Source organism: Exiguobacterium oxidotolerans JCM 12280, from assembly GCF_000702625.1.
Lineage (GTDB): Bacteria > Bacillota > Bacilli > Exiguobacteriales > Exiguobacteriaceae > Exiguobacterium_A > Exiguobacterium_A oxidotolerans.
Genome location: NZ_JNIS01000001.1, coordinates 563,419 through 584,148, shown reverse-complemented (window position 1 = coordinate 584,148; position 20,730 = coordinate 563,419). Strand labels below are relative to the sequence as shown.

Genomic DNA, 20,730 nt, shown 5'->3' with positions numbered 1-20,730 from the left:
AACGTGAGTCAGATGGATCAAACGATGAAATTTAATTTTCCGGAAGACGATAGTAAAGCAGCGACACGGGAAGTGTTGTTGACGGTCTATCACGCTTTGGAAGAGAAAGGATATCATCCAATTAATCAGATCGTCGGATATCTTCTATCTGGGGATCCTGCTTACATTCCTCGTCATAATGATGCACGTAATCTAATCCGTAAGATTGAACGAGACGAATTGCTTGAAGAACTCGTCAAATCCTATCTGTCGGAGAGTGGAGACAAAAAATGAAGCGTGCGATCGGACTCGATGTCGGTTCGAAGACGATTGGAGTCGCGGTGAGTGATTTGATGGGCTGGACGGCGCAAGGCGTCGAGACCGTCAAATGGACAGAACCCGATTATCCTGTCGCCTTCAAGCGACTAGAGGCAATCATTAAAGAGTACGGTGTCGAAATCATCGTCATCGGACATCCGAAAAACATGAACGGTTCGATTGGCCCGCGAGCAGAAGCAAGTGAAGCGTTCGCGCGTGAAATCGAATCAGCGACAGGACTTTCAACAGTTCTTGTCGACGAACGTCTCACGACGATGCAGGCAGAGCGTATGTTGATCGACGCAGATGTCAGTCGAAAAAAACGAAAACAAGTCATCGATAAGATGGCGGCAGTCATGATCCTACAATCGTATTTGGATCGGGCGAATCGGTAAAGGAGGAAATGAGATGTCTGAAGAAAAGCGCCAGTATCTCTTTCCGGATGAAGACGGTGGCGAACATCTTTTCGAAGAATGGTACCGTTATGTCAGCGAGCGAACAGGGAAAACGTATCTGTTCCTCGAAATGATAGGGAATCCAGAAGATGGCGCAGATGATTTAATCATCTGTGAGATTGATGAGTATGGAGAAGGCGACGACGATTTTGAACTGAGCCTGATCGATGAAAATGATGAGCAGACTTGGGATGAGCTCGAGACTGCATTAAAGGAGCGGATGAATGATGCAACAGAATGAACCAACACGTTACGTAATTCCAGATGGTGAAGGTAATGATTTCGAATTTATGGAGCGGTTACGTTATGAGAGCCCACGCTCAAACAAAACGTATATCTTCCTCGAGCCAGTCGGTGCTGACTACGACAACGCAGAAGAAGTCGACATCTTCGTTTACGAACTAGACGAGTATGGCGATGGAGACAATGACTTCAATCTTGTTCCAATCGAAGAAGATGACACGGAAACGTGGGATGAAATCGAAGAAGTCTTCAATACATTAGAAGACGAGCTTGAATAAACGACTCGTGTATAAGGTGATGTCGAAGGAGCAATGCTCTTTCGAGATCACCTTGTTTTAAGAGAAAAAGGAGGAACCGATGGAGAACGAATGGAAGCACAATGCTGAAATCGAAAACAAGCGCCGCCGGACATCACGCCGGATTACGCTCATCATCCTTTCAGTGTTATTCACGATTTTCTTAGTAGCAGGTGCGGCAATCTATATCTTTTTAAAAAATTCACTCGAACCCGTCAATGCGGACGCAACAAAATCCGTGAAAGTCGAAATTCCGTTAGGTGCTGGAACAAGTACGATTTCAAGTATCCTAAAGGACAAAGACTTGATTGCGAATGAAACGATTTTCCGCTATTACGTTCGTTATAAGAATGAATCGTCATTCCAAGCGGGAACGTATACGCTAACGCAAGCGATGACACCGGACGAAATCATCAATAAGTTGAAAACCGGTAAAGTCATGAAAGCAGCAGATGTCAAGATGACGATTCCTGAAGGGATTACGATGGATCGGCAAATCGCCGTGATTGCAAAAGCAACGGGCTTTAAGCAAGATGCCGTTCGTAAAGCACTGACGGATCAAACGTACATCAACAGTTTGATTGAAAAGTACCCGATGTTAACGGACGAAGTGAAACAAAAAGGGGTACTCTACTCCCTTGAAGGTTACTTGTTCCCGGCGACATATGAATTTGATAAAGGGAAAAACATCAATCAAATTGCTGAAACGATGCTTGACGAGATGGAAAAAATTTATGATGCAAATGCAGATGCGATTAAAGAATCAGGAATGACATTCCATGAAGTACTCAGTCTTGGTGCGATGGTCGAACGTGAAGCGGCAACAGCGAAAGACCGTCGTGAAATCGCTGGCGTTTTCAAAAATCGTCTTGATGATGGCATGAAACTTCAATCGGATCCAACGGTCTGGTATGGTACGGGAGAAAACACGGCATTAACGACATTGAAGGATCTTGAGAATAACTCGAAATACAATACGTATAAATATGAGGGAATTCCAATTGGTCCGATTTCAACAGTCAGTAAAGATTCCGTACTCGCCGTACTCAATCCGAATAAAACAAAGTATGTTTATTTCTTTGCTCGGCCACCGAGCGAAAAAAATCCAAAAGGGCAGATTCTTTACGAAGAGACGTATGAAGAACATCAACGTAATGTCGTAAAGTATAAACCGGAATGGGTTGAATACGAAGCAAGTAAAGAGCAATGAGCATCGGGTTGGTTTGGGACGAGTATTTTCGTTCCAGGTCAACCTGTTTATGCGGAGAAGGAGTAGTTCGAATGAATGAGTTTACAGCGTATGTCGAAGCAATGATTAAGCCACGTGATTCGCTACTCGAAGAGATGGAAGCATATGCTAAGGAACATCACATCCCAATCATTGAGTTGACGGGGTCAGAAGTGTTATTATCGTTGCTGACGCTACAACAACCAAAGCGAATACTCGAACTAGGGACGGCAATTGGATATAGCGCGATTCGAATGGCACGTGCATTGCCAAACGCACGCATCACGACAGTCGAACGAAATGCAAAACGGTATGAAGAAGCAAAAGCATTCATCGCCCGGTCAGATGTCGCGGACCGAATTGACATCGTTTTTGCAGATGCAGTAGAATTAGCCGAAACCCTTGACCAAGAGTTCGATGCAATCTTCATCGATGCGGCGAAAGGGCAGTATAAAAAATTCTTCAACGGTTATGGGCGGCTTGTGCCAATAGGCGGGATTTTATACACGGATAATCTATTTTTACATGGTGATGTCTTAGAAACAGATCCAAAAACGTTTGATCGAAGAAGACGACGACTCGTCCGTCTCGTCAAGGAATTCACAGTCTGGATGATGGAACAAGAACAATACGATACGACGATTTTTCCGCTCGGAGACGGTGTTTCCGTAAGTCGAAAAATCAAGTCGGAATGATGGAGGAACAAAATCAATGCAAAAACCGGTTGTAATTGGCGTTGCTGGAGGTACGGGATCAGGAAAGACGACAGTCGCACGCTCACTCGTCGCAGCTTTCCCGAGCGAATCGATCGTCATGATCGAGCAAGATGCTTATTATAAAGATCAAAGTACACTCTCGATGGAAGAAAGATATCAAACAAATTATGACCATCCGTTTGCATTCGATAATGATTTGCTGATTGATCATATCAAATCGTTACGCGAAAACATTGCGGTTGAAAAACCTGTTTATGATTACGTTGCGCATACGCGAGCGGAAGAGACGATTAAACTCGATCCACGAGATGTCATCATCGTTGAAGGGATTTTAGCGCTTGAAGATGAGCGTTTACGGGAACTGATGGATATTAAAGTGTTTGTCGACACGGATGCAGACGTACGGATTTTACGACGGATGCAACGTGATATCAACGAACGTGGTCGATCAATCGACTCGGTCGTCGAGCAGTATACGAATGTCGTCCGTCCGATGCATCTTCAGTTTTGTGAGCCGACAAAACGTTATGCAGATATCATCGTTCCGGAAGGTGGAGAGAATCATGTCGCGATTGATCTCCTCGTAACGAAGATTCGTGCCATCCTCGATTATCGAACAGCACTTGATGAAAGAGGATATTGATTCCAAAAAAGATGTGAATATACTATACTAGTGGAATAAAAAGGAGCGTGACAAAAATGGCAGAAAAACAGTACTATATGACGCTTGAAGGTAAAGCGAAAATTGAGAACGAATTAAACGAACTGAAGTCAGTCCGCCGTAAAGAAGTAGTTGAAAATATTAAGATTGCCCGATCTTTCGGAGACTTGTCTGAGAACGCAGAATATGATTCAGCGAAAGAAGAACAAGCGATGGTCGAAGGACGGATTGCACAACTTGAGGAAATGCTACGTAACGTAGCAATTATTTCTGAAGAAGAAAAGGATATTTCGGTCGTTAGTATCGGAACGACGGTCACATTCTTGATTCTTGAAGATGATGAAGAAGAAACGTACACGATTGTCGGAAGTGCAGAAGCGGATCCGTTCACAGGTAAAATCTCGAACGAATCACCAATCGCTAAAAGCTTACTCGGACATAGCGTAGGTGAGAAAGTATCGGTACAAGCTCCAGGTGGAGATTTCGCTGTAAAGATTACATCGATTAAATAAATAAAACGATGAAGCCGGAGCAATCCGGCTTTCTGTATGATGGAGGAATGAGTATGCCAATCGCTATCATTGGAGCAATGGAAGAAGAGGTCAACTTACTTCGGAATGAACTTTCTGAACGAAAAGACACGATGATCGCTAACTATCATTTTTATGAAGGTTTATTGAACAGTGTGCCAGTCGTCATCTTGAAATCAGGCATCGGGAAAGTGAATGCTGCGATTGGGACGACATTATTACTGGATCATTTTAAACCAAGTGCCGTCATCAACACGGGTTCTGCTGGTGGATTTAAGGCAGGGCTGACTGTCGGTGACGTCGTCGTCTCGACAGAAGTCCGTCATCATGATGTCGACGTGACGGCGTTTGGATACGAGTACGGTCAAGTGCCGGGAATGCCTGCTGCTTACGTGGCAGACGAAAAACTTGTCGCGACAGCTGAAGCCGTCATCGAACGGATGGAGTCGATTAATGTCGTTCACGGTCTAATCGTGACAGGAGATTCTTTCATTCATGATACAGAGCGCTCGACACTCATTAAAAAGAACTTCCCGGACGTCGCAGCAGTTGAAATGGAAGCAGCACCGATCGCACAAGTCTGTCATCAATTCGATGTTCCTTTCGTCGTAACACGTTCGATTTCGGATAGTGCAGATGAGGAAGCTTCCCTCTCATTTGATGAATTTTTAGAAATTGCGTCGATTAACTCTGCGAAGATGGTCATGGAAGTTGTACGAACGCTAGCAGATTCTGAAGCGTAAGGTGGATGGAGGAGGGACCCTAATCGAAGGGACCCTTCTTTTTTCTTTGACAAAAAAGGATTAACGCTTTATATTAGTACCAGATACTAATACTAAAGGAGCGACCACATGAATATCGGGATTGTAGGACTAGGGACGTCATTACCAGAACGTCGGATTACAAATGATGATTTAGCGAAGACGCTTGATACGAGCGATGAATGGATTCGGACACGAACGGGAATCGGTGCAAGACGGATTGCAACAGACGAAGTCGATGTAACGGATTTAGCGACAGAGGCCGCTCAACAAGCATTGATTGATGCGAACCTAACAGCTGATGATATCGGATTGATCGTCGTCGGGACAGCGACAGGACGTGCCTTTCCTTCAACAGCCTGTATCGTTCAGGAACGGTTAGGGGCGTTAGGCGCGACGGCATTTGATATTAGTGCTGCTTGTAGCGGTTTCATCTTCGCTCTTCAAACAGCATCAAGCATGATGGGGGCGACGAACTCTAAGTATGCGCTCGTCATTGGAGCGGAAAAAATGTCGAGCATCGTCGACTGGTCAGACCGGTCGACAGCAATTTTGTTTGGTGATGGTGCAGGTGCAGTCGTCCTCGGACCAACAGAACAGCAAGGATTGAATGCGTTTGAACTCGGAACGGATGGGCGAGGGGCACATCTGTTGTTTAAAGAGTTGGATGGACCAATTGAAATGAACGGGCGAGAAGTGTTTAAATTTGCCGTTCGAAAATTACCAGAGATTGTCGATAAAGTCATTCAAAAAGCGAACGGATCGTTGGAATCACTTGACTTATTGATTCCGCACCAAGCAAACTTACGGATTATCGACGCGGCACGCGAACGATTAGGTATCGATGAAAAGAAAGTCATCGTCACGATTGATGAACATGCAAATACATCAGCGGCGTCGATTCCGTTGGCATTAGAAGAAGCACGGCGTCAAGGGCGACTACAACCGGGAACGACACTCGTTCTTGCAGGATTTGGTGCTGGCTTGACTTGGGGAGCTTCTTACATTACTTGGACTAAAGGGGAGAACATATAAGATGACGAGAAAACGAGTAGTAGTTACTGGTATGGGTGCACTAACACCGATTGGAAATGATGTGGATACATTTTGGAATGCATTAAAAGCAGGTGAGAACGGGATTCGTCCGATGGAACGACTCGATATCGATGAGTATCCAACAAAAGTGACGGGTGAGTTACAAGGGTTTGATATTACAGAATTCATCGAAGCAAAAGAAGCACGAAAGATGGATCGATTTGTTCACTATTCATTGGTCGCAAGCATGGAAGCTGTCAAAGATGCAGGACTTGATGTCAAGTCGAATGCTGAACGTACAGGCGTGTGGATTGGTTCAGGGATTGGTGGCGTTGAGACGATTGAAAAACAAGCGAAAATTTATTTTGAGCGCGGACATCGTCGTGTCAGCCCATTCTTCATTCCAATGATGATTCCGAATATGGCGAGCGGGCAAGTTTCGATTTATACAGGAGCGAAAGGTCCAAATAACTGTTCTGTCACTGCCTGTGCTTCAGGTACGAATGCAATTGGTGAAGCGTTACGCGTAATCGAACGTGGTGATGCAGATGTCATGATTGCCGGTGGGGCGGAAGCTCCAATCACGAACTTAGCATTCGCTGGTTTTTGTGCGAACAAAGCGATGTCGACAAATCATGATCCGAATACAGCGAGCCGTCCATTCGATGAGGGACGCGATGGATTTGTCATGGGAGAAGGGGCAGGCATTCTCGTCCTTGAAGAATACGATCACGCGATTGCTCGTGGAGCAAAAATCTACGCAGAGGTCAGTGGATACGGTCTGACTGCAGACGCGTATCATATTACTGCTCCAGATCCAGATGGTGATGGAGGCGCACGTGCGATGGCGATGGCGATTCAAGATGCGAACATCGAGCCAACTGCTGTTCAATACATCAATGCGCATGGTACGAGTACGCCAATGAATGATGTTCTGGAAACGAAAGCCATTCATACGGTCTTCGGAGAACATGTAGCGAAACTCGCTGTGAACTCGACGAAATCAATGATTGGTCATTTACTCGGTGGTGCAGGTGGCGTCGAGGCGATTGCAACAATCAAGTCGTTGCAAGAACAAACGGTTCACCCGACGATTCATCTCGAACAACCAAGCGAAGGCTGTAATTTAGATTACGTTCGTGAAGGTAGCAGAGCATGGGACGTCGAGTATGCAGTAAGCAATTCGCTCGGTTTCGGTGGGCACAATGCCTCACTCGTCTTTAAGCGGTATCAGGAAGCATAATTCTTGAAGGATTGCGCCTCGCCAGAGGAAAGCAACGAAAAAAATGCTTTATCTCCTGATAGCACTTTGTCTACAGCCTGGAGCGACCTACTGTCAATAAGACAGTAAGGTCGCTTTTTTGGTTGAATTCTGTTTGAATGGTAGAGTCACTTTAAAATAAAAGGGGAAAAATATGTCTAAGCAATTTAAACTGTTTGTTTTAATGTTTTTAGTAATCGGAGTAATCATTAGTGGATTCATTGTGTTTCAACAAAACACGACAGAGGAAGCCTCTACAAAAAAGCAACAACAGCATATGACAATCATTGAGTCATCGATGCCACGAGTACCGGATATTGCACAGGCAACAGATAATCGTTCACAAACGTTGCTTGCACAATTATATGAAGGACTATTTGTGTTTACTGGCGGTCCATCTGTCCGAAAAGGTCTCGCCCGAACGATGACTGTTTCGGATGACGGCTTGATGTACACAATCGAACTAAAAGAAACAAAGTTCGTTGACGGTACGCCAGTCGAAGCGCAAGATTTTGTTGATAGTTTTCAACGTGTTGCTTCAAATGAGACAAATTCACCATATGGTTTTTTATTCGAAGTTTTTAAAAACGGACGGCAAGTCAATGATGGCGAACTCCCACCGAATAAACTTGGTGTTAGAGCAGAAGGGAAATCAACGCTAATTATTGAATTAAATCAGCCGGTTTCGGATCTATCACAATTACTGGCGATGTCTGTATTCTATCCGCAACCTGAAGTAAGCGAATGGTCGGATTTGAATGAAAATGGTCCATTTAAAATGGGTGAGATGAAAAAGGCATCCTACATGCTCGAAAAAAATGATCACTATCATCAAGCGACTGTCGTTCAGCTCGATACCGTCAAAAGTATCACCGCTAAAAGTATGTCAGATCAGGTGACAGCGTATCGAAATGATCAAGCAGACATGTTGCCACTAATTGAAGGATTTGATACGAATCTTTTGATGGGTGACGAGCCTACTTATCAAAAAAGTCGGAGCGGGGTCTTTTATCTAGCCTTTAATATGAACGATCCATTGTTTAAAAGTCGAAATGCCCGCCAAGCCATCTCTTCTACACTGATGAATCAACAAACATTGAACTTGCCGCTCGGATTATCAGGGAAACCGACGAATCGTTTTGTAGTAACGGCGAGTGACTGGATTTCTCCGCATCAAGAGCAAACAACGACAAAGTGGAAACAGGCGACTAAGAAAAAAGTGAAGGTTGAATTGTTGAATTTTGATGATCAAAAAGCGTTAGAGCTAGGGAAAACAATTGAAAAAATTCTCGAAAAGCAGCTACCTGGAATCGATATTGTGACTAAAAATGTAGATATCGAAGATAAAATACGCCTTGAACAATCTGGCGATTTTTCCATGACGCTGACAGGCTGGATGCCTGACTACCCAGGTCCTCTCGCCTATTTAAATCAATTCGTATCAGATAATCCATTGAATAAAGTAAATTACAATTCAAAAGAATATGACAAATTGATTAAAGAAACAAGAAATGTAAAGACAGTAAAAGAAAAAACTTCAGGTTATCGAACTGCTGAAAAAAAATTGATTGAAAAAGATGCGGTCATCATTCCACTTTATCAGACAACGGAAAACATGTTGGTAAAAGAAGGGATAAACGGCTTGACAGTGCCAATTTATGGACCTGAATACTTGCTTCGAACAGTAAAGAAATCGAATTAATTAATTAAGGAAGGACATGGGATGCACTCATGTCCTTCTTGTTTTTTTGAAAAAATATTTAGAAAAATCGGATAAAAGCTTTGCAAAATTATCAGAACATTGTAAACTATTTGTAACGGAGAGTTTTGTTCGGCCAAAAAGGACTACTTTTTTTCGGGCAAAAACTTTAGATTACTAGCTTTGGAAATTTTAGGGGGGTCATCGTATCATGAAAAAGAAAAGTTTTGCACTCGCTACCTCAGTAGCGCTCGTATCAAGCGCATTCCTTGCTGCTTGTTCGACGACTGATTCAAATGATTCATCGGGCGATAACGGTTCGGACAAAAAATCAAGTGAGCAGACGCTTAACCTGATCGAAAGCGCGGATATCCCGACGCTTAACCCAACAACTTCTACGGACGCTGTTTCGTTCAACGTCTTGAACAACACGATGGAAGGTCTTTACCGTTTGGATGACAAGCAACAGCCAACACCAGGTATTGCAGAAAGCCATACGGTTTCTGACGACAAATTGACGTACACGTTCAAGCTACGTGATGCTAATTGGTCTGATGGTACACCAATCACTGCAAAAGACTTCGAGTACGCTTGGAAAGAAGTCCTTAACCCAGAAAACGCATCGCAATATGCGTATGTATTCTACAACATCGAAGGTGCTGAAGAATACAATACGAAAAAAGGCGAGCGTGACGCGGTAGGCGTAAAAGCAGTTGATGATAAAACGTTCGAAGTAAAATTAAAATCACCTGCAGATTACTTCCTCGGATTGACTGGATTCGGTCCATTCATGCCGAAATCGGAAGAACTTTCGAAAGAAATCGGTAAGGGCTTCGGTACGACAGCTGACAAATCACTTTATAATGGACCATTCAAGTTAACGGAATGGACACGTGAACAAGGCTGGAAAATGGTTAAAAACGATAACTACTGGGATAAAGATAGCGTCAAATTGGACACGATCAACGTTAAGGTCGTAAAAGAAATTTCGACTGCTGTTAACCTTTACGAAAAAGGGACAATCGACCGTACAGGTCTTTCATCTGAATTCGTAGCTCAGTATCAAGACAATAAAGAATTCCAAACTAAAGGTGAATCAACAATCTTCTACCTTTACTTGAATACGAAAGTTGAAGCACTCGAAAATGAAAAAATTCGCCGTGCGATCGATATGGGATATAACAAAAAAGGAATCACGGATGTCATCCTTGCAAACGGATCACTTCCAGCAAACTATCTTGTACCAAAAGACTTCGCGAAAGATGCTGACGGAAAAGACTTCCGTGAAAAGTATCCAACATTCAACGAGTTCAATGCGGATGAAGCGAAAAAACTGTGGGAAGAGGGCTTAAAAGAAATCGGCAAAGATTCAGTCGAGCTTGAGCTTCTTAACTATGATAGTGATGATGCGAAGAAAATCGGTGAGTTCTTGAAAGGTGAGCTTGAGAAGAACCTTCCAGGTATGAAAGTCACAATCAAGCAACAACCGTTCAAAAACAAACTTGATCTTGAAAACAAAGGCGACTTCGAATTCTCATTCGCAGGCTGGGGTCCTGACTATCAAGATCCAATGACGTTCCTCGATCTCTTCTTGACTGATGGACCATATAACCGTGGTGACTGGTCAGATCCAGAGTACGACAAACTCGTCAAAGATGCTCAAACACAAACGGATGCAGCAAAACGTTGGTCTGAACTTCAAGAAGCAGAGAAAATTCTTCTTGATTCTGCAGGAATCTCACCTGTTTATCAACGTGGACGTGCGTTCCTCGTTAAACCATACGTAAAAGGTGTTGTCGAGCATAACTTCGGCGCAGACTTCTCTTACAAATGGGCTTCAATCGAAGGCAAATAAGTTTTTAAAAACACTTCCGATTTTTCGGAAGTGTTTTTTTTGCACAGAAAAGCGAGTCGGATGAACGACTCGCCGGGATGGATTCTTATTTTTTTATTTTCGCACGTTTACGTTGGAGCCCCATTGCTTTTTCTACTTTAGTAAGTTTACGAGAAGCGACGAGGTCGGCTTTTTCACGGCCTTGATCTAAAATGATATCGAGTTCTTCTGAGTCGATTAACTCATAGTAGCGCTTTTGGATTGGCTCGAGTTCGGCAATGATTGCTTCAGCGACATCAGCTTTGAACACGCCATAATTTGAACCTTCGTATTTCGCTTCGAGATCGGCGATGGAGATGTCAGCGAGTAGTGAATAGATTTCGAGTAAGTTTGAGACACCCGGTTTGTTCTCCCGGTCGAACTTAACAATTCCTTCCGAATCCGTCACGGCCGACTTGATTTTTTTACGGATACTAGCTGGTTCATCGAGCATCGTGATGTAGCCTTTTGGATTTGTATCTGTTTTAGACATTTTTTTCTCTGGTGTCGTCAAACTCATGATACGAGCACCTGTTTCTGCGATGACTGGCTCTGGCATTTTAAAAGTTTCATAGTAGCGACTATTGAAGCGTTGTGCTAAGTCGCGTGTCAACTCGATGTGTTGTTTTTGATCTTCACCGACAGGCACGAGTTCCGCATCATATAAGAGGATGTCAGAAGCCATTAACGTCGGATAGACGAAGAGACCTGCGCCAATCCGCTCTTTTCCTTGTGATTTATCTTTATATTGCGTCATGCGTTCAAGTTCACCCATACCTGCTAGGCACGTTAACATCCAACCGAGCTGAGCGTGTGCTTTGACTTCTGATTGGACGAAAATCGTCGCTTTTTCTGGGTCGAGACCACTTGCAATATACAGTGCAGCGAGGGCGCGCGTATTGTTCATCAACTCGACACGGTCAATCTCGACTGTGATCGAATGGAGATCGACGATGCAATAATAGGCATCATGCTCATCTTGTAAGTTGACAAAATGCTTCATCGCCCCAATGTAGTTTCCTAGCGTGACTGTACCGGTTGGTTTAATACCTGAAAAAATCGTTTTCATAATCGTTTCCCTCCGAAAATAGAATAAAAAAGATGACTCGTCCCTTGAATATTCAAGGGACGAGTCATCGCGTTGCCACCCAAGTTGCTATGATAATAGCCGCTCTAAACTGCTATAACGGGCAATCCCGTCTGACTCTACTTCACTGTTCAAGTCAGCCACTCCGAAGTCCATTCCATCTGCATCCACTATCCATTCACACCAACCATGGACTCTCTTAAAGTGACGACTCGATGTACTACTCTTCTTCACCGTGTTATTATACATGTAACTTAACAAGATTTTACCATAAACCATTGTCTAGCGTCACGAAAAAATCGTTTAAACGAATGACAAAAGCAATGAGAAAGCAATGCACAATAAGCCGCTAGACAAGTATGGTGCTGTCCGGTTTAAAGAACGTTTTCGCTTTTCTTCATACACTTCATGCTCTTCATCCTCGTCCTCGTGATACTCACCATCGATTTCTCGTAATCTTGCCTCACGTTGTTTTTTGAATCCAGCGGTCAGTCCTCTAAAAAATCCATTTGCAGACATGTTAGAAAATAAACCGATTGCCATTAAGATGAATCCTGAGATAAATAACCCACCCGAAAAGTGGTAGAAAAAAGAATGGGTTGAATCCGTGAAACTCGCCCAAATGGTGTAAATAATCGATAAAATTAAAGCGATTAAAATCGGACGAAACAAGTGAAAACGCATAGTAGTCCCCCTTAATATGGATTATGAATCCATTATACGCAATGCCCCCGAAAGTTACGAATTTATTACGGTTATATATCTTAAAACAGCAAATAGTGTGACTATTCACTTGACGTTATTGTTATTCTCACATAAAATCAACTTATCACTTCGTTTGAATTTTCGAAACCAGGTCAATGCATTTTGGGGAATGCATGTGGGTTCGATCCAACGTTATTGATGTCATAACTGTTTATGACAACTTGAAAATTGAAAAGGAGATGACTCACCGATGAAGAAAAAAACTGTCGGTCTCGCGTTATCAGTCATGCTTGCAGGGAGTGTAGTCCTTGCAGGATGTTCGACGAGCGGAGATAAAGATTCAGGTTCTTCAGACAAGAAAAACTTGCGCTTAACGAGTACGTCCGATATTACGACGGTCGACCCGGCTAAAGCAACGGATTCAGTCGCATTTGATATGATTGGGAACACGATGGAAGGACTCTACCGCTTAGACAAAGAAGGTAAGGCGATTCCTGCACTAGCTGAAAAAACAGATATCTCGAGTGATAACCTCACGTACACGTTTACACTTCGTGATTCGAAATGGTCTGATGGTTCGCCAGTCAAAGCACAAGATTTTGAATTTGCTTGGAAACGTGCAGTTGATCCAGAAACAGGTTCAGGATATGCCTATATCTTTGATACTGTCAAAAATGGTGCAGCTGTCTCACAAGGGAAAAAACCAGTTGATGAATTAGGTGTCAAAGCACTTGATGACAAAACACTTGAAGTAACACTTGAGCGTCCATCGCCGTACTTCTTGTCACTGACGTCATTTGGAACATATACACCGATTAGTGAAGAATTTTATAAAAAGAACGAAAAAGACTTTTCACTTCAACCGGATAAATTGTTATACAACGGACCATTCGTTTGGACATCTTGGAAAACAGATTCAAAACGCGTCTTGACGAAGAATGAAAATTACTGGGATAAAGATGCCGTCAGTCTTGACGAAGTAACGATTCGTGTCGTTAAAGATTCGTCAACGGTTACTAACCTGTATGAATCAAATGACATCGATTATGCTGGCTTAACATCTGAACAAGTTGCTGTTTATGAATCGAAACCTGAATTCAATACAGCATTACGTTCTACAATCGCTTATTTGAAGTTCAATAACGAAGATGCGACGATGAAAGATGTCAATGCCCGTAAAGCGATTGCTCGCGCAATTGATCCTAAAGGCATCACAGAAACGTTACTTGCGAATGGTTCGATTCCAACAACAAGCTTCATTCCAAAAGACTTCATTAAAGATGAAGCTGGAAAAGACTATACGAGTGACATTAACTGGTTCGATCGTGATGCGAACGAAGCAGCTGATCTTTGGAAAAAAGCAAATGGTGATAAGAAAACAACGATTGAACTATTATCGTTCGACAGCGAAGACTCTAAAAAGACAAGTGAGTACATGAAAGGTCAAATTGAAAGAAACTTGCCGAACGTGACAGTTTCAATCAAACAACAGCCATTCAAGAACAAACTCGATTTAGAGTCTAAAGGTGACTACCAAATGTCGTATTCACTTTGGGGTCCTGATTACCAAGATCCAATGTCGAATTTGTCGATCTTTGAATCAACAAATAGTCAAAACGATGTTAATTACGACTCATCAGCATATGATAAGTTGTTGAATGCTGCCAATGAAGAAGCAGATGTTACGAAACGTCTCGACTTGTTCAAGCAAGCGGAAGCCCAATTGATCGAGAAAGATCAAGCAATCGCGCCATTGTATCAAGCAGGTGCAGCTTACTTGAGCCGTCCGACAGTTGAAAACTTCAAACGCCAATTGTTTGGTGCGGATTTCCAATACAAATATGTTGATATGAAGTAAAAAAACTGGAGCGTCCCGATTTAGGTTCAGGGAACGCTCCTGTTTTATACTACTTTTTCTGAATGTGTAATCATTTCTAAACGAAATGTGAACTATTTGTAAAAAAGATGTTCTAATTACTTTGTTAGCAAAGTATAATGGAATCAAACGAAAAATTCTGAAATATTGGTTAACTGTGAAAAAGCAGTGATCATGGGGGGCATCATATCAGGTTGGGACAAAAAAGAATTTAAAATTTTACAACAAAATTCTTGAATGTTCCGACAATTTTACGTCATACTGGTTTTATTGATGTTTTCGAAAAAAACAGAAAAATCTTTATAGGGGGTGCCATCTATGGGCCGTTATTTAGCTCAACGCCTTACTTACGGCGTACTGACGTTTTTACTCATCGCTTCATTCACGTTCTTCTTGATGGATCTGTTACCAGGTTCACCGTTCCAAAACCAGGAAAAGCTTTCTCCTGAGCAATTGAATATCCTTCGGGATAAGTACAACTTGAATGATCCACTTCCACAACGCTACGCAGCGTACATGGTTAACTTGTTCCAAGGGGACTTAGGAGTGTCATTTAAATATGATAGCCGTCCTGTTACAGATTTAATCATGGAACGGATTGGACCGTCAGCTCAATTAGGAGCACAAGCACTTATACTCGGTGTCCTTGCGGGTCTTTTACTCGGTGTTGTTGCGGCACTACGTCATAACACAGCGATTGATTACGGTGCGATGTTTGCATCAGTACTCGGTATTTCCATACCGTCGTTCGTATTTGCTTCGCTTCTTCAATACTACGTAGGAGTGAAATGGGGCGTTTTGCCGGTCGCCTTCTGGGAAAGCCCAGCACATACGATTTTGCCGACAATTTCCTTGTCCTTAGGAGTTACCGCCTCCATCGCTCGTTTTGTTCGAACGGAGATGCTCGAGGTAACAGGACAGGATTATGTCACGCTTGCTAAGGCAAAAGGACTAGATGGACAATCGATCACGTGGAAACACATGGTGCGTAACGCCTTGATTCCAGCAATTACGATTCTTGGACCGATGACTGCTGCCTTAATCACAGGAACACTCGTCATTGAAAGAATTTTTGCTGTACCAGGTCTTGGTGAGTTGTTCGTATCATCAATCACGCTAAATGACTATACAGTCATCATGGGAACAACATTGTTCTTCTCAGCGGTCTTCATCCTTATGATTTTGATCGTCGACTTACTGTACGGTGTCGTTGATCCACGGATTCGTTTGGGGGGTAATGAATAATGGCAGAGCAAAATTCAAATGCAAAAACGGAACAATTTGATTCGTCACTGTTTCAAACGGTTGAGTTCAATGAACAAGCCGGAGAGCGTATCGCCGGAAAAAGTTTAAATTTTTGGCAAGATGCCTGGACGCGTCTTATTCGAAATAAAGCAGCGATTCTTTCGCTCATCATCATTCTTATCATTGCGTTACTTTCAATCTTCGGACCGATGCTTTCAGGGCGCGATGCTTACACGCAAACGATCACGCAAGCGAAGCTACCACCAAAAGTAACAGGGCTTGAGTGGGCCGGATTTGATGGTATGGCAACATTAGGTGATAAAGAAATTGATTTTTACGAGCAAAAACAAGTAACAGAAAACTATTGGTTCGGAACGGATCATCTCGGACGTGACTCTTGGTCACGTGTCTGGGAAGGTACACGCGTTTCACTCTTTATCGGTGTCATGGCTGCAATCATCGATGTCATCATCGGTGTCACATATGGTGGACTTTCTGCTTATTATGGCGGTCGTGTTGATAACATCATGCAACGTATTACGGAAATCCTGACTGGGATTCCGAACTTAATCTTAATCATTCTGTTCATCTTGATTCTTGAACCGGGAATCACGACGATCATCTTGGCGATGACCATCACCGGATGGATTGGGATGAGTCGACTCGTTCGAGGACAAATCCTGAAACTTAAGAATCAGGAATTTGTACTTGCAGCACGTACGCTTGGGGCTTCTAGCTCACGTTTAATCTTTAAGCATTTGATTCCAAATACTCTTGGAATTATTATCATCTCACTTATGTTCACGATTCCTAGTGCGATTTTCTTCGAAGCGTTCCTTAGCTTCATTGGACTTGGTCTCGCTCCACCGAAACCGTCCCTTGGTACATTGATCAACGAAGGGTACAAAGAATTGAAGACGTTCCCTTACTTGCTTGTCGTGCCATCGACGGTCATCGTACTCCTAATGATCAGCTTTAACATGTTGGCCGATGGATTACGGGATGCGTTTGACCCACGTCTACGCCGCTAACGGAAATTAGAGAGGAGTTCATCCACAATGGAAACTATTTTATCTGTACGCGACCTAACCGTCGCTTTCCATACGTATGCCGGGACGGTACAAGCCGTCCGTGGCGTATCGTTTGATTTAAAAAAAGGTGAAACACTTGCAATCGTTGGTGAATCTGGTTCAGGAAAGTCGGTTACATCAAAAGCAATCATGCGACTGATTCCGAATCCTCCTGGTGAGATCACGAATGGTGAGATTATTTTCGAAGACCGTGACTTAGTCAAGTTGTCGGACAAGGAAATGCAAAAAGTTCGTGGTCGTGACATCGCAATGATCTTCCAGGATCCGATGACATCACTCAACCCGACGATGACGATCTACAAACAGATTGCAGAAGGTTTGAAGCGTCACCAAGGCTTGACAGGGGATGCCGCAAAAAAACGGACGCTCGAGTTATTGACGCTCGTAGGGATTCCGAATCCGGAAGCGCGTTTAAAACAATATCCACACCAATTATCCGGTGGGATGCGTCAACGGATTGTTATCGCGATTGCCTTAGCATGTAACCCGAAAGTTTTGATTGCCGATGAGCCGACGACAGCACTTGATGTTACGATTCAAGCTCAGATTTTAGAGCTCCTAAAAGACATTCAACAAAAAACAGGTACAGCAATCATCTTCATCACGCACGATCTCGGTGTCGTCGCGAACATGGCAGACCGCGTAGCCGTCATGTATGCTGGGAAATTGATTGAAAAAGGTACGGTTGATGAGATTTTCTATGAACCACGCCACCCGTACACATGGGGACTTCTCGGATCGATGCCGCGCCCTTCAGATGACCGTGCGCAAGATTTACCGGCGATCCCGGGTACGCCACCGAACTTACTTCATCCGCCTACAGGTGATGCATTCGCACCACGTAATCAATATGCGATGAAAATTGATTTCGAGAAAGAACCTCCGTTCTTCCGAATCACTGATACACACGAAGCAGCAACGTGGTTGTTACATCCACAAGCTCCTTACGTAGAACCACCAGCAGCCATCCGTGACCTCGCACTGAAATATCGTCCAGATAGTACATTTGCGAAGTCGCTTTTGAAAGGCGGTCTTAAGTAATGGAAAACCGTAATAAATTACTTGAAGTAAAAAATCTAAAGCAACATTTTAATATTGGACGAGGACGTGTCGTCAAAGCAGTAGACGGACTTTCATTTGATATTTATGAAGGAGAAGTACTTGGTCTTGTTGGAGAGTCAGGTTGCGGTAAATCGACGACGGGTCGTTCGATTATCGGACTTTACGATGCGACAGACGGAGAAGTCTTGTTCAAAGGTGAGAATGTCCATGCGAAGAAATCGCGTAAAGAAAAATTGAAGTTCAACCGTGCGATGCAAATGATTTTCCAAGATCCTTACGCATCTCTAAATCCACGGATGACAGTCGGGGATATCATCGCAGAAGGAATTGATATCCACGGACTTGCGAAATCAAAAGAAGAGCGAGATAACCGTGTCTACGACTTGTTAGAAACAGTAGGTTTGACGAAAGAACACGCGAGCCGTTACCCCCACGAATTCTCTGGTGGTCAGCGTCAACGGATTGGGATTGCACGTGCACTAGCAGTAGAACCGGACTTCATCATTGCCGATGAGCCGATCTCAGCACTTGACGTTTCCATCCAAGCTCAGGTCGTCAACTTGATGAAACAATTACAACGTGACCGCAGTTTGACGTATTTATTCATCGCCCACGATCTTTCGATGGTTAAATATATTTCGGACCGGATTGGTGTTATGTATCAAGGTCACCTTGTTGAGTTATGTGATGCGGATCGTTTGTACGAGAACCCAGTTCATGCGTATACGAAATCGCTCTTATCTGCAATCCCGTTACCGGATCCAGAGCACGAACGGACACGTAAACGGATTGTCTATGATCGCCCGACAGGCGGAGCTGTTGGTAAATCGAGTGAAGATTCGAGTATCCCTGCACTTCGTGAAATCGAGCCGGGACATTACGTCTCGATGACGGATGCTGAGCTTGAAGCGTATCAAGCACAACTCGTCTAATAAAAAAGGCATTCCTGAATCGTTCAGGAATGCTTTTTTTAGTTTTCGGAAGCGATTCGTGGAAGGTTGCTAAAGCGATGGACAACTGAGTCTAATGCATCGAGACGTTTGACGGCTTCATCAAAGGGGATTTTCTCATAATGATGCAAACCACCTGGTTGCTCTTCTAACGTATCGGCATCGTGGACGAGCTGTTGGAGTGGGGTCCGGTTGATTGTACCTGGTGGGAGATACGAATCTGTGTGTAAGAGGACGGCAAGCGAGATTTCTTTTGCGCGTGCAGGTTCTTCCCCTAAACGAATTAATAATTTATGGGCACGTTCTGCTCCTTTAATCGCATGAATATCATTTTGACGGTAAAGATCATAATTCCATGTTCCATCCGTATACCATTCGTAATGGCCGATATCATGAAGCAGTGCTGCTTTTGTCGCCGAATCAGCATCAAGACCACGCTGTGTCGCGAGTGTCAACGCCCGTTCCGCAACGGAAATCGCATGATTGAGTCCAGAACGTTCTAAATATTTTTGGGCAATCGGGTGTTCGATGATTGTAACTAAAGTAACTGGCATAACTGAAATGCTCCTTTCAACGAGTAAGTATTTCTATATACTCTACGTGAATTTGCAAGTAATTGCAACTCTCTGCTTAAATGAACGCGACAATCTCACACATTTAATTAACCGAAGTAGGAATAGAATTTAGGCAAACGTGGTATACTAATTAATGTAGAAGATGATAATTCAGCTTTCGTTGGTTGCTTGTTCTTTTTTCGGACCGAGTGAGGTGTCGGAGTTATGAAAGAACGTGATAAGAAGAAAAAGTTGAAAAAACGACTTTTGCGGGATATTTTCGAAAAGAAATTAAAAGAAATGAAACTCCCGAAAGCAAAAGAAACGATTTCTCAACCTTTTGATCACACGCCAGCTTGCTGAAGCCACCTCGTGGCTCCAGCGAGTTTTTTTACGAAAAAGTTCTTTCATCTTAAAAAATAGCTAGGTTTTATTTGAAATTCAATGTAAACTGTCAAGTAATAGAATCATCATTAATAATTACGAAAAGGACACGTCCTTTTTATAGTTCAGACATGATGTAAATCAGGGGGAGGATGTTTTTCAATGGTAACACTCTATACTTCACCAAGCTGTACTTCTTGTCGTAAAGCGCGCGCGTGGCTTGAAGAACATGAAATCCCATTTGTGGAACGAAATATTTTTTCGGAACCATTGTCGCTTGATGAAATCAAACAAATTCTTCGTATGACGGAAGATGGAACAGATGAGATCATTTCAACACGTTCAAAAGTTTTTTCTAAATTAGACGTTTCAGTTGAGAATTTGTCGTTGCAACATCTTTATGATTTAATTCAAGAATATCCTGGATTGTTACGTCGTCCAATTTTGATTGACGAAAAACGACTCCAAGTTGGATATAATGAGGACGAAATTCGTCGTTTCTTACCACGTAAAGTTCGCACTTTCCAATTGATGGAAGCGCAACGGTTGGTAAACGAATAAATTTTAACGAGCGCGCTGCTTCCGTGAGCAGTGTGCTTTTTGTTACCGTCAAAAAAGGTTAAAATAAAGATAACAAAGGAATATACCCTATATGGTTAAAAAGGGTTTCTTTTTGAATCCATGTTATGTGCTCGTTCGTACACTAGATAAGAGCGAGATG

General features: G+C 43.1%; 23 protein-coding genes and 1 other annotated feature. Of the genes, 20 read left to right on the top strand and 3 right to left on the bottom strand.

Features of this window, described 5'->3' with window-relative positions:
• Positions 1 to 3 precede the first annotated feature (3 nt).
• From P403_RS0103095 to P403_RS0103035, 13 genes are all read left to right on the top strand, one after another.
• Positions 4 to 273, top strand: coding sequence for an IreB family regulatory phosphoprotein (locus P403_RS0103095; protein WP_029331017.1), 270 nt, complete (start codon positions 4 to 6; stop codon positions 271 to 273).
• Positions 270 to 692, top strand: a complete 423-nt coding sequence (gene ruvX / locus P403_RS0103090) for a Holliday junction resolvase RuvX (RefSeq protein WP_029331016.1) — start codon at positions 270 to 272, stop codon at positions 690 to 692. The genes P403_RS0103095 and ruvX overlap by 4 nt, the downstream gene beginning before the upstream one ends.
• Before the next feature lie 13 nt (positions 693 to 705).
• On the top strand, positions 706 to 993 hold the full coding sequence (locus P403_RS0103085; protein ID WP_029331015.1) for a DUF1292 domain-containing protein: 288 nt from the start codon (positions 706 to 708) through the stop codon (positions 991 to 993).
• Positions 977 to 1,273, top strand: coding sequence for a DUF1292 domain-containing protein (locus tag P403_RS0103080; protein WP_235195162.1), 297 nt, complete (start codon positions 977 to 979; stop codon positions 1,271 to 1,273). Before P403_RS0103085 ends, P403_RS0103080 begins: the two co-directional genes overlap by 17 nt.
• A gap of 79 nt (positions 1,274 to 1,352) precedes the next feature.
• On the top strand, positions 1,353 to 2,501 hold the full coding sequence (mltG, locus tag P403_RS0103075) for an endolytic transglycosylase MltG (RefSeq protein WP_029331013.1): 1,149 nt from the start codon (positions 1,353 to 1,355) through the stop codon (positions 2,499 to 2,501).
• Between the two features lie 71 nt (positions 2,502 to 2,572).
• Entirely contained in the window at positions 2,573 to 3,214 is a 642-nt protein-coding gene (locus P403_RS0103070) for an O-methyltransferase (RefSeq protein WP_029331012.1), read from the top strand.
• 16 nt (positions 3,215 to 3,230) lie between these two features.
• Positions 3,231 to 3,878 carry a uridine kinase gene (gene udk / locus P403_RS0103065; protein WP_029331011.1) on the top strand — a complete coding sequence of 216 codons (648 nt, stop codon included), beginning with the start codon at positions 3,231 to 3,233 and terminating at the stop codon, positions 3,876 to 3,878.
• 56 nt (positions 3,879 to 3,934) lie between these two features.
• Positions 3,935 to 4,408: a transcription elongation factor GreA gene (greA, locus tag P403_RS0103060; RefSeq protein WP_029331010.1), complete on the top strand. Its 474-nt coding sequence runs from the start codon at positions 3,935 to 3,937 to the stop codon at positions 4,406 to 4,408.
• 53 nt (positions 4,409 to 4,461) lie between these two features.
• The gene (gene mtnN / locus P403_RS0103055; protein WP_029331009.1) at positions 4,462 to 5,169 is read left to right on the top strand and encodes a 5'-methylthioadenosine/S-adenosylhomocysteine nucleosidase; all 708 of its coding nucleotides are present in this window, start codon (positions 4,462 to 4,464) and stop codon (positions 5,167 to 5,169) included.
• Between the two features lie 108 nt (positions 5,170 to 5,277).
• Positions 5,278 to 6,222 carry a beta-ketoacyl-ACP synthase III gene (locus tag P403_RS0103050; protein WP_029331008.1) on the top strand — a complete coding sequence of 315 codons (945 nt, stop codon included), beginning with the start codon at positions 5,278 to 5,280 and terminating at the stop codon, positions 6,220 to 6,222.
• Between the two features lies 1 nt (position 6,223).
• Positions 6,224 to 7,465: a beta-ketoacyl-ACP synthase II gene (gene fabF, locus P403_RS0103045; RefSeq protein WP_029331007.1), complete on the top strand. Its 1,242-nt coding sequence runs from the start codon at positions 6,224 to 6,226 to the stop codon at positions 7,463 to 7,465.
• Between the two features lie 172 nt (positions 7,466 to 7,637).
• Positions 7,638 to 9,185, top strand: a complete 1,548-nt coding sequence (locus P403_RS0103040; RefSeq protein WP_029331006.1) for a peptide ABC transporter substrate-binding protein — start codon at positions 7,638 to 7,640, stop codon at positions 9,183 to 9,185.
• Positions 9,186 to 9,393: 208 nt separating this feature from the next.
• Positions 9,394 to 11,037 (top strand): peptide ABC transporter substrate-binding protein, encoded by a 1,644-nt coding sequence (locus P403_RS0103035; RefSeq protein ID WP_029331005.1) that lies wholly within the window; start codon positions 9,394 to 9,396, stop codon positions 11,035 to 11,037.
• Positions 11,038 to 11,122: 85 nt separating this feature from the next.
• Here the strand turns inward: P403_RS0103035 and trpS are convergent, their stop codons facing one another.
• Positions 11,123 to 12,127 (bottom strand): tryptophan--tRNA ligase, encoded by a 1,005-nt coding sequence (gene trpS / locus P403_RS0103030; protein ID WP_029331004.1) that lies wholly within the window; start codon positions 12,125 to 12,127, stop codon positions 11,123 to 11,125.
• 49 nt (positions 12,128 to 12,176) lie between these two features.
• Positions 12,177 to 12,385: a binding site (T-box leader), on the bottom strand.
• A gap of 60 nt (positions 12,386 to 12,445) precedes the next feature.
• Positions 12,446 to 12,826 (bottom strand): DUF3899 domain-containing protein, encoded by a 381-nt coding sequence (locus P403_RS0103025; protein WP_029331003.1) that lies wholly within the window; start codon positions 12,824 to 12,826, stop codon positions 12,446 to 12,448.
• A gap of 271 nt (positions 12,827 to 13,097) precedes the next feature.
• Here P403_RS0103025 and P403_RS0103020 point away from each other — a divergent pair, with 271 nt between their 5' ends.
• The 5 genes from P403_RS0103020 to P403_RS0103000 all read left to right on the top strand — a co-directional run bounded on the left by P403_RS0103020 (position 13,098) and on the right by P403_RS0103000 (position 19,053).
• Positions 13,098 to 14,705, top strand: coding sequence for a peptide ABC transporter substrate-binding protein (locus tag P403_RS0103020; protein WP_029331002.1), 1,608 nt, complete (start codon positions 13,098 to 13,100; stop codon positions 14,703 to 14,705).
• Positions 14,706 to 15,041: 336 nt separating this feature from the next.
• Positions 15,042 to 15,968 (top strand): oligopeptide ABC transporter permease, encoded by a 927-nt coding sequence (gene opp3b, locus P403_RS0103015; protein WP_029331001.1) that lies wholly within the window; start codon positions 15,042 to 15,044, stop codon positions 15,966 to 15,968.
• A complete protein-coding gene (gene opp3C, locus P403_RS0103010) occupies positions 15,968 to 16,999 on the top strand; it encodes an oligopeptide ABC transporter permease (protein WP_029331000.1) in 1,032 nt (343 codons plus the stop codon). The genes opp3b and opp3C overlap by 1 nt, the downstream gene beginning before the upstream one ends.
• A gap of 27 nt (positions 17,000 to 17,026) precedes the next feature.
• On the top strand, positions 17,027 to 18,100 hold the full coding sequence (locus P403_RS0103005) for an ABC transporter ATP-binding protein (protein ID WP_029330999.1): 1,074 nt from the start codon (positions 17,027 to 17,029) through the stop codon (positions 18,098 to 18,100).
• A complete protein-coding gene (locus P403_RS0103000) occupies positions 18,100 to 19,053 on the top strand; it encodes an ABC transporter ATP-binding protein (protein WP_029330998.1) in 954 nt (317 codons plus the stop codon). The genes P403_RS0103005 and P403_RS0103000 overlap by 1 nt, the downstream gene beginning before the upstream one ends.
• A gap of 38 nt (positions 19,054 to 19,091) precedes the next feature.
• On the opposite strand, the gene P403_RS0102995 is transcribed toward P403_RS0103000, so the two are convergent.
• Positions 19,092 to 19,625 (bottom strand): HD domain-containing protein, encoded by a 534-nt coding sequence (locus P403_RS0102995; RefSeq protein ID WP_029330997.1) that lies wholly within the window; start codon positions 19,623 to 19,625, stop codon positions 19,092 to 19,094.
• A gap of 225 nt (positions 19,626 to 19,850) precedes the next feature.
• Between P403_RS0102995 and P403_RS16630 the strand changes: the two genes are divergently transcribed.
• Entirely contained in the window at positions 19,851 to 19,988 is a 138-nt protein-coding gene (locus P403_RS16630; protein ID WP_167331086.1) for a hypothetical protein, read from the top strand.
• A gap of 183 nt (positions 19,989 to 20,171) precedes the next feature.
• Complete coding sequence (gene spxA, locus P403_RS0102985; RefSeq protein ID WP_029330996.1) at positions 20,172 to 20,570, top strand: transcriptional regulator SpxA; 399 nt, start codon at positions 20,172 to 20,174, stop codon at positions 20,568 to 20,570.
• Positions 20,571 to 20,730: the final 160 nt, after the last annotated feature.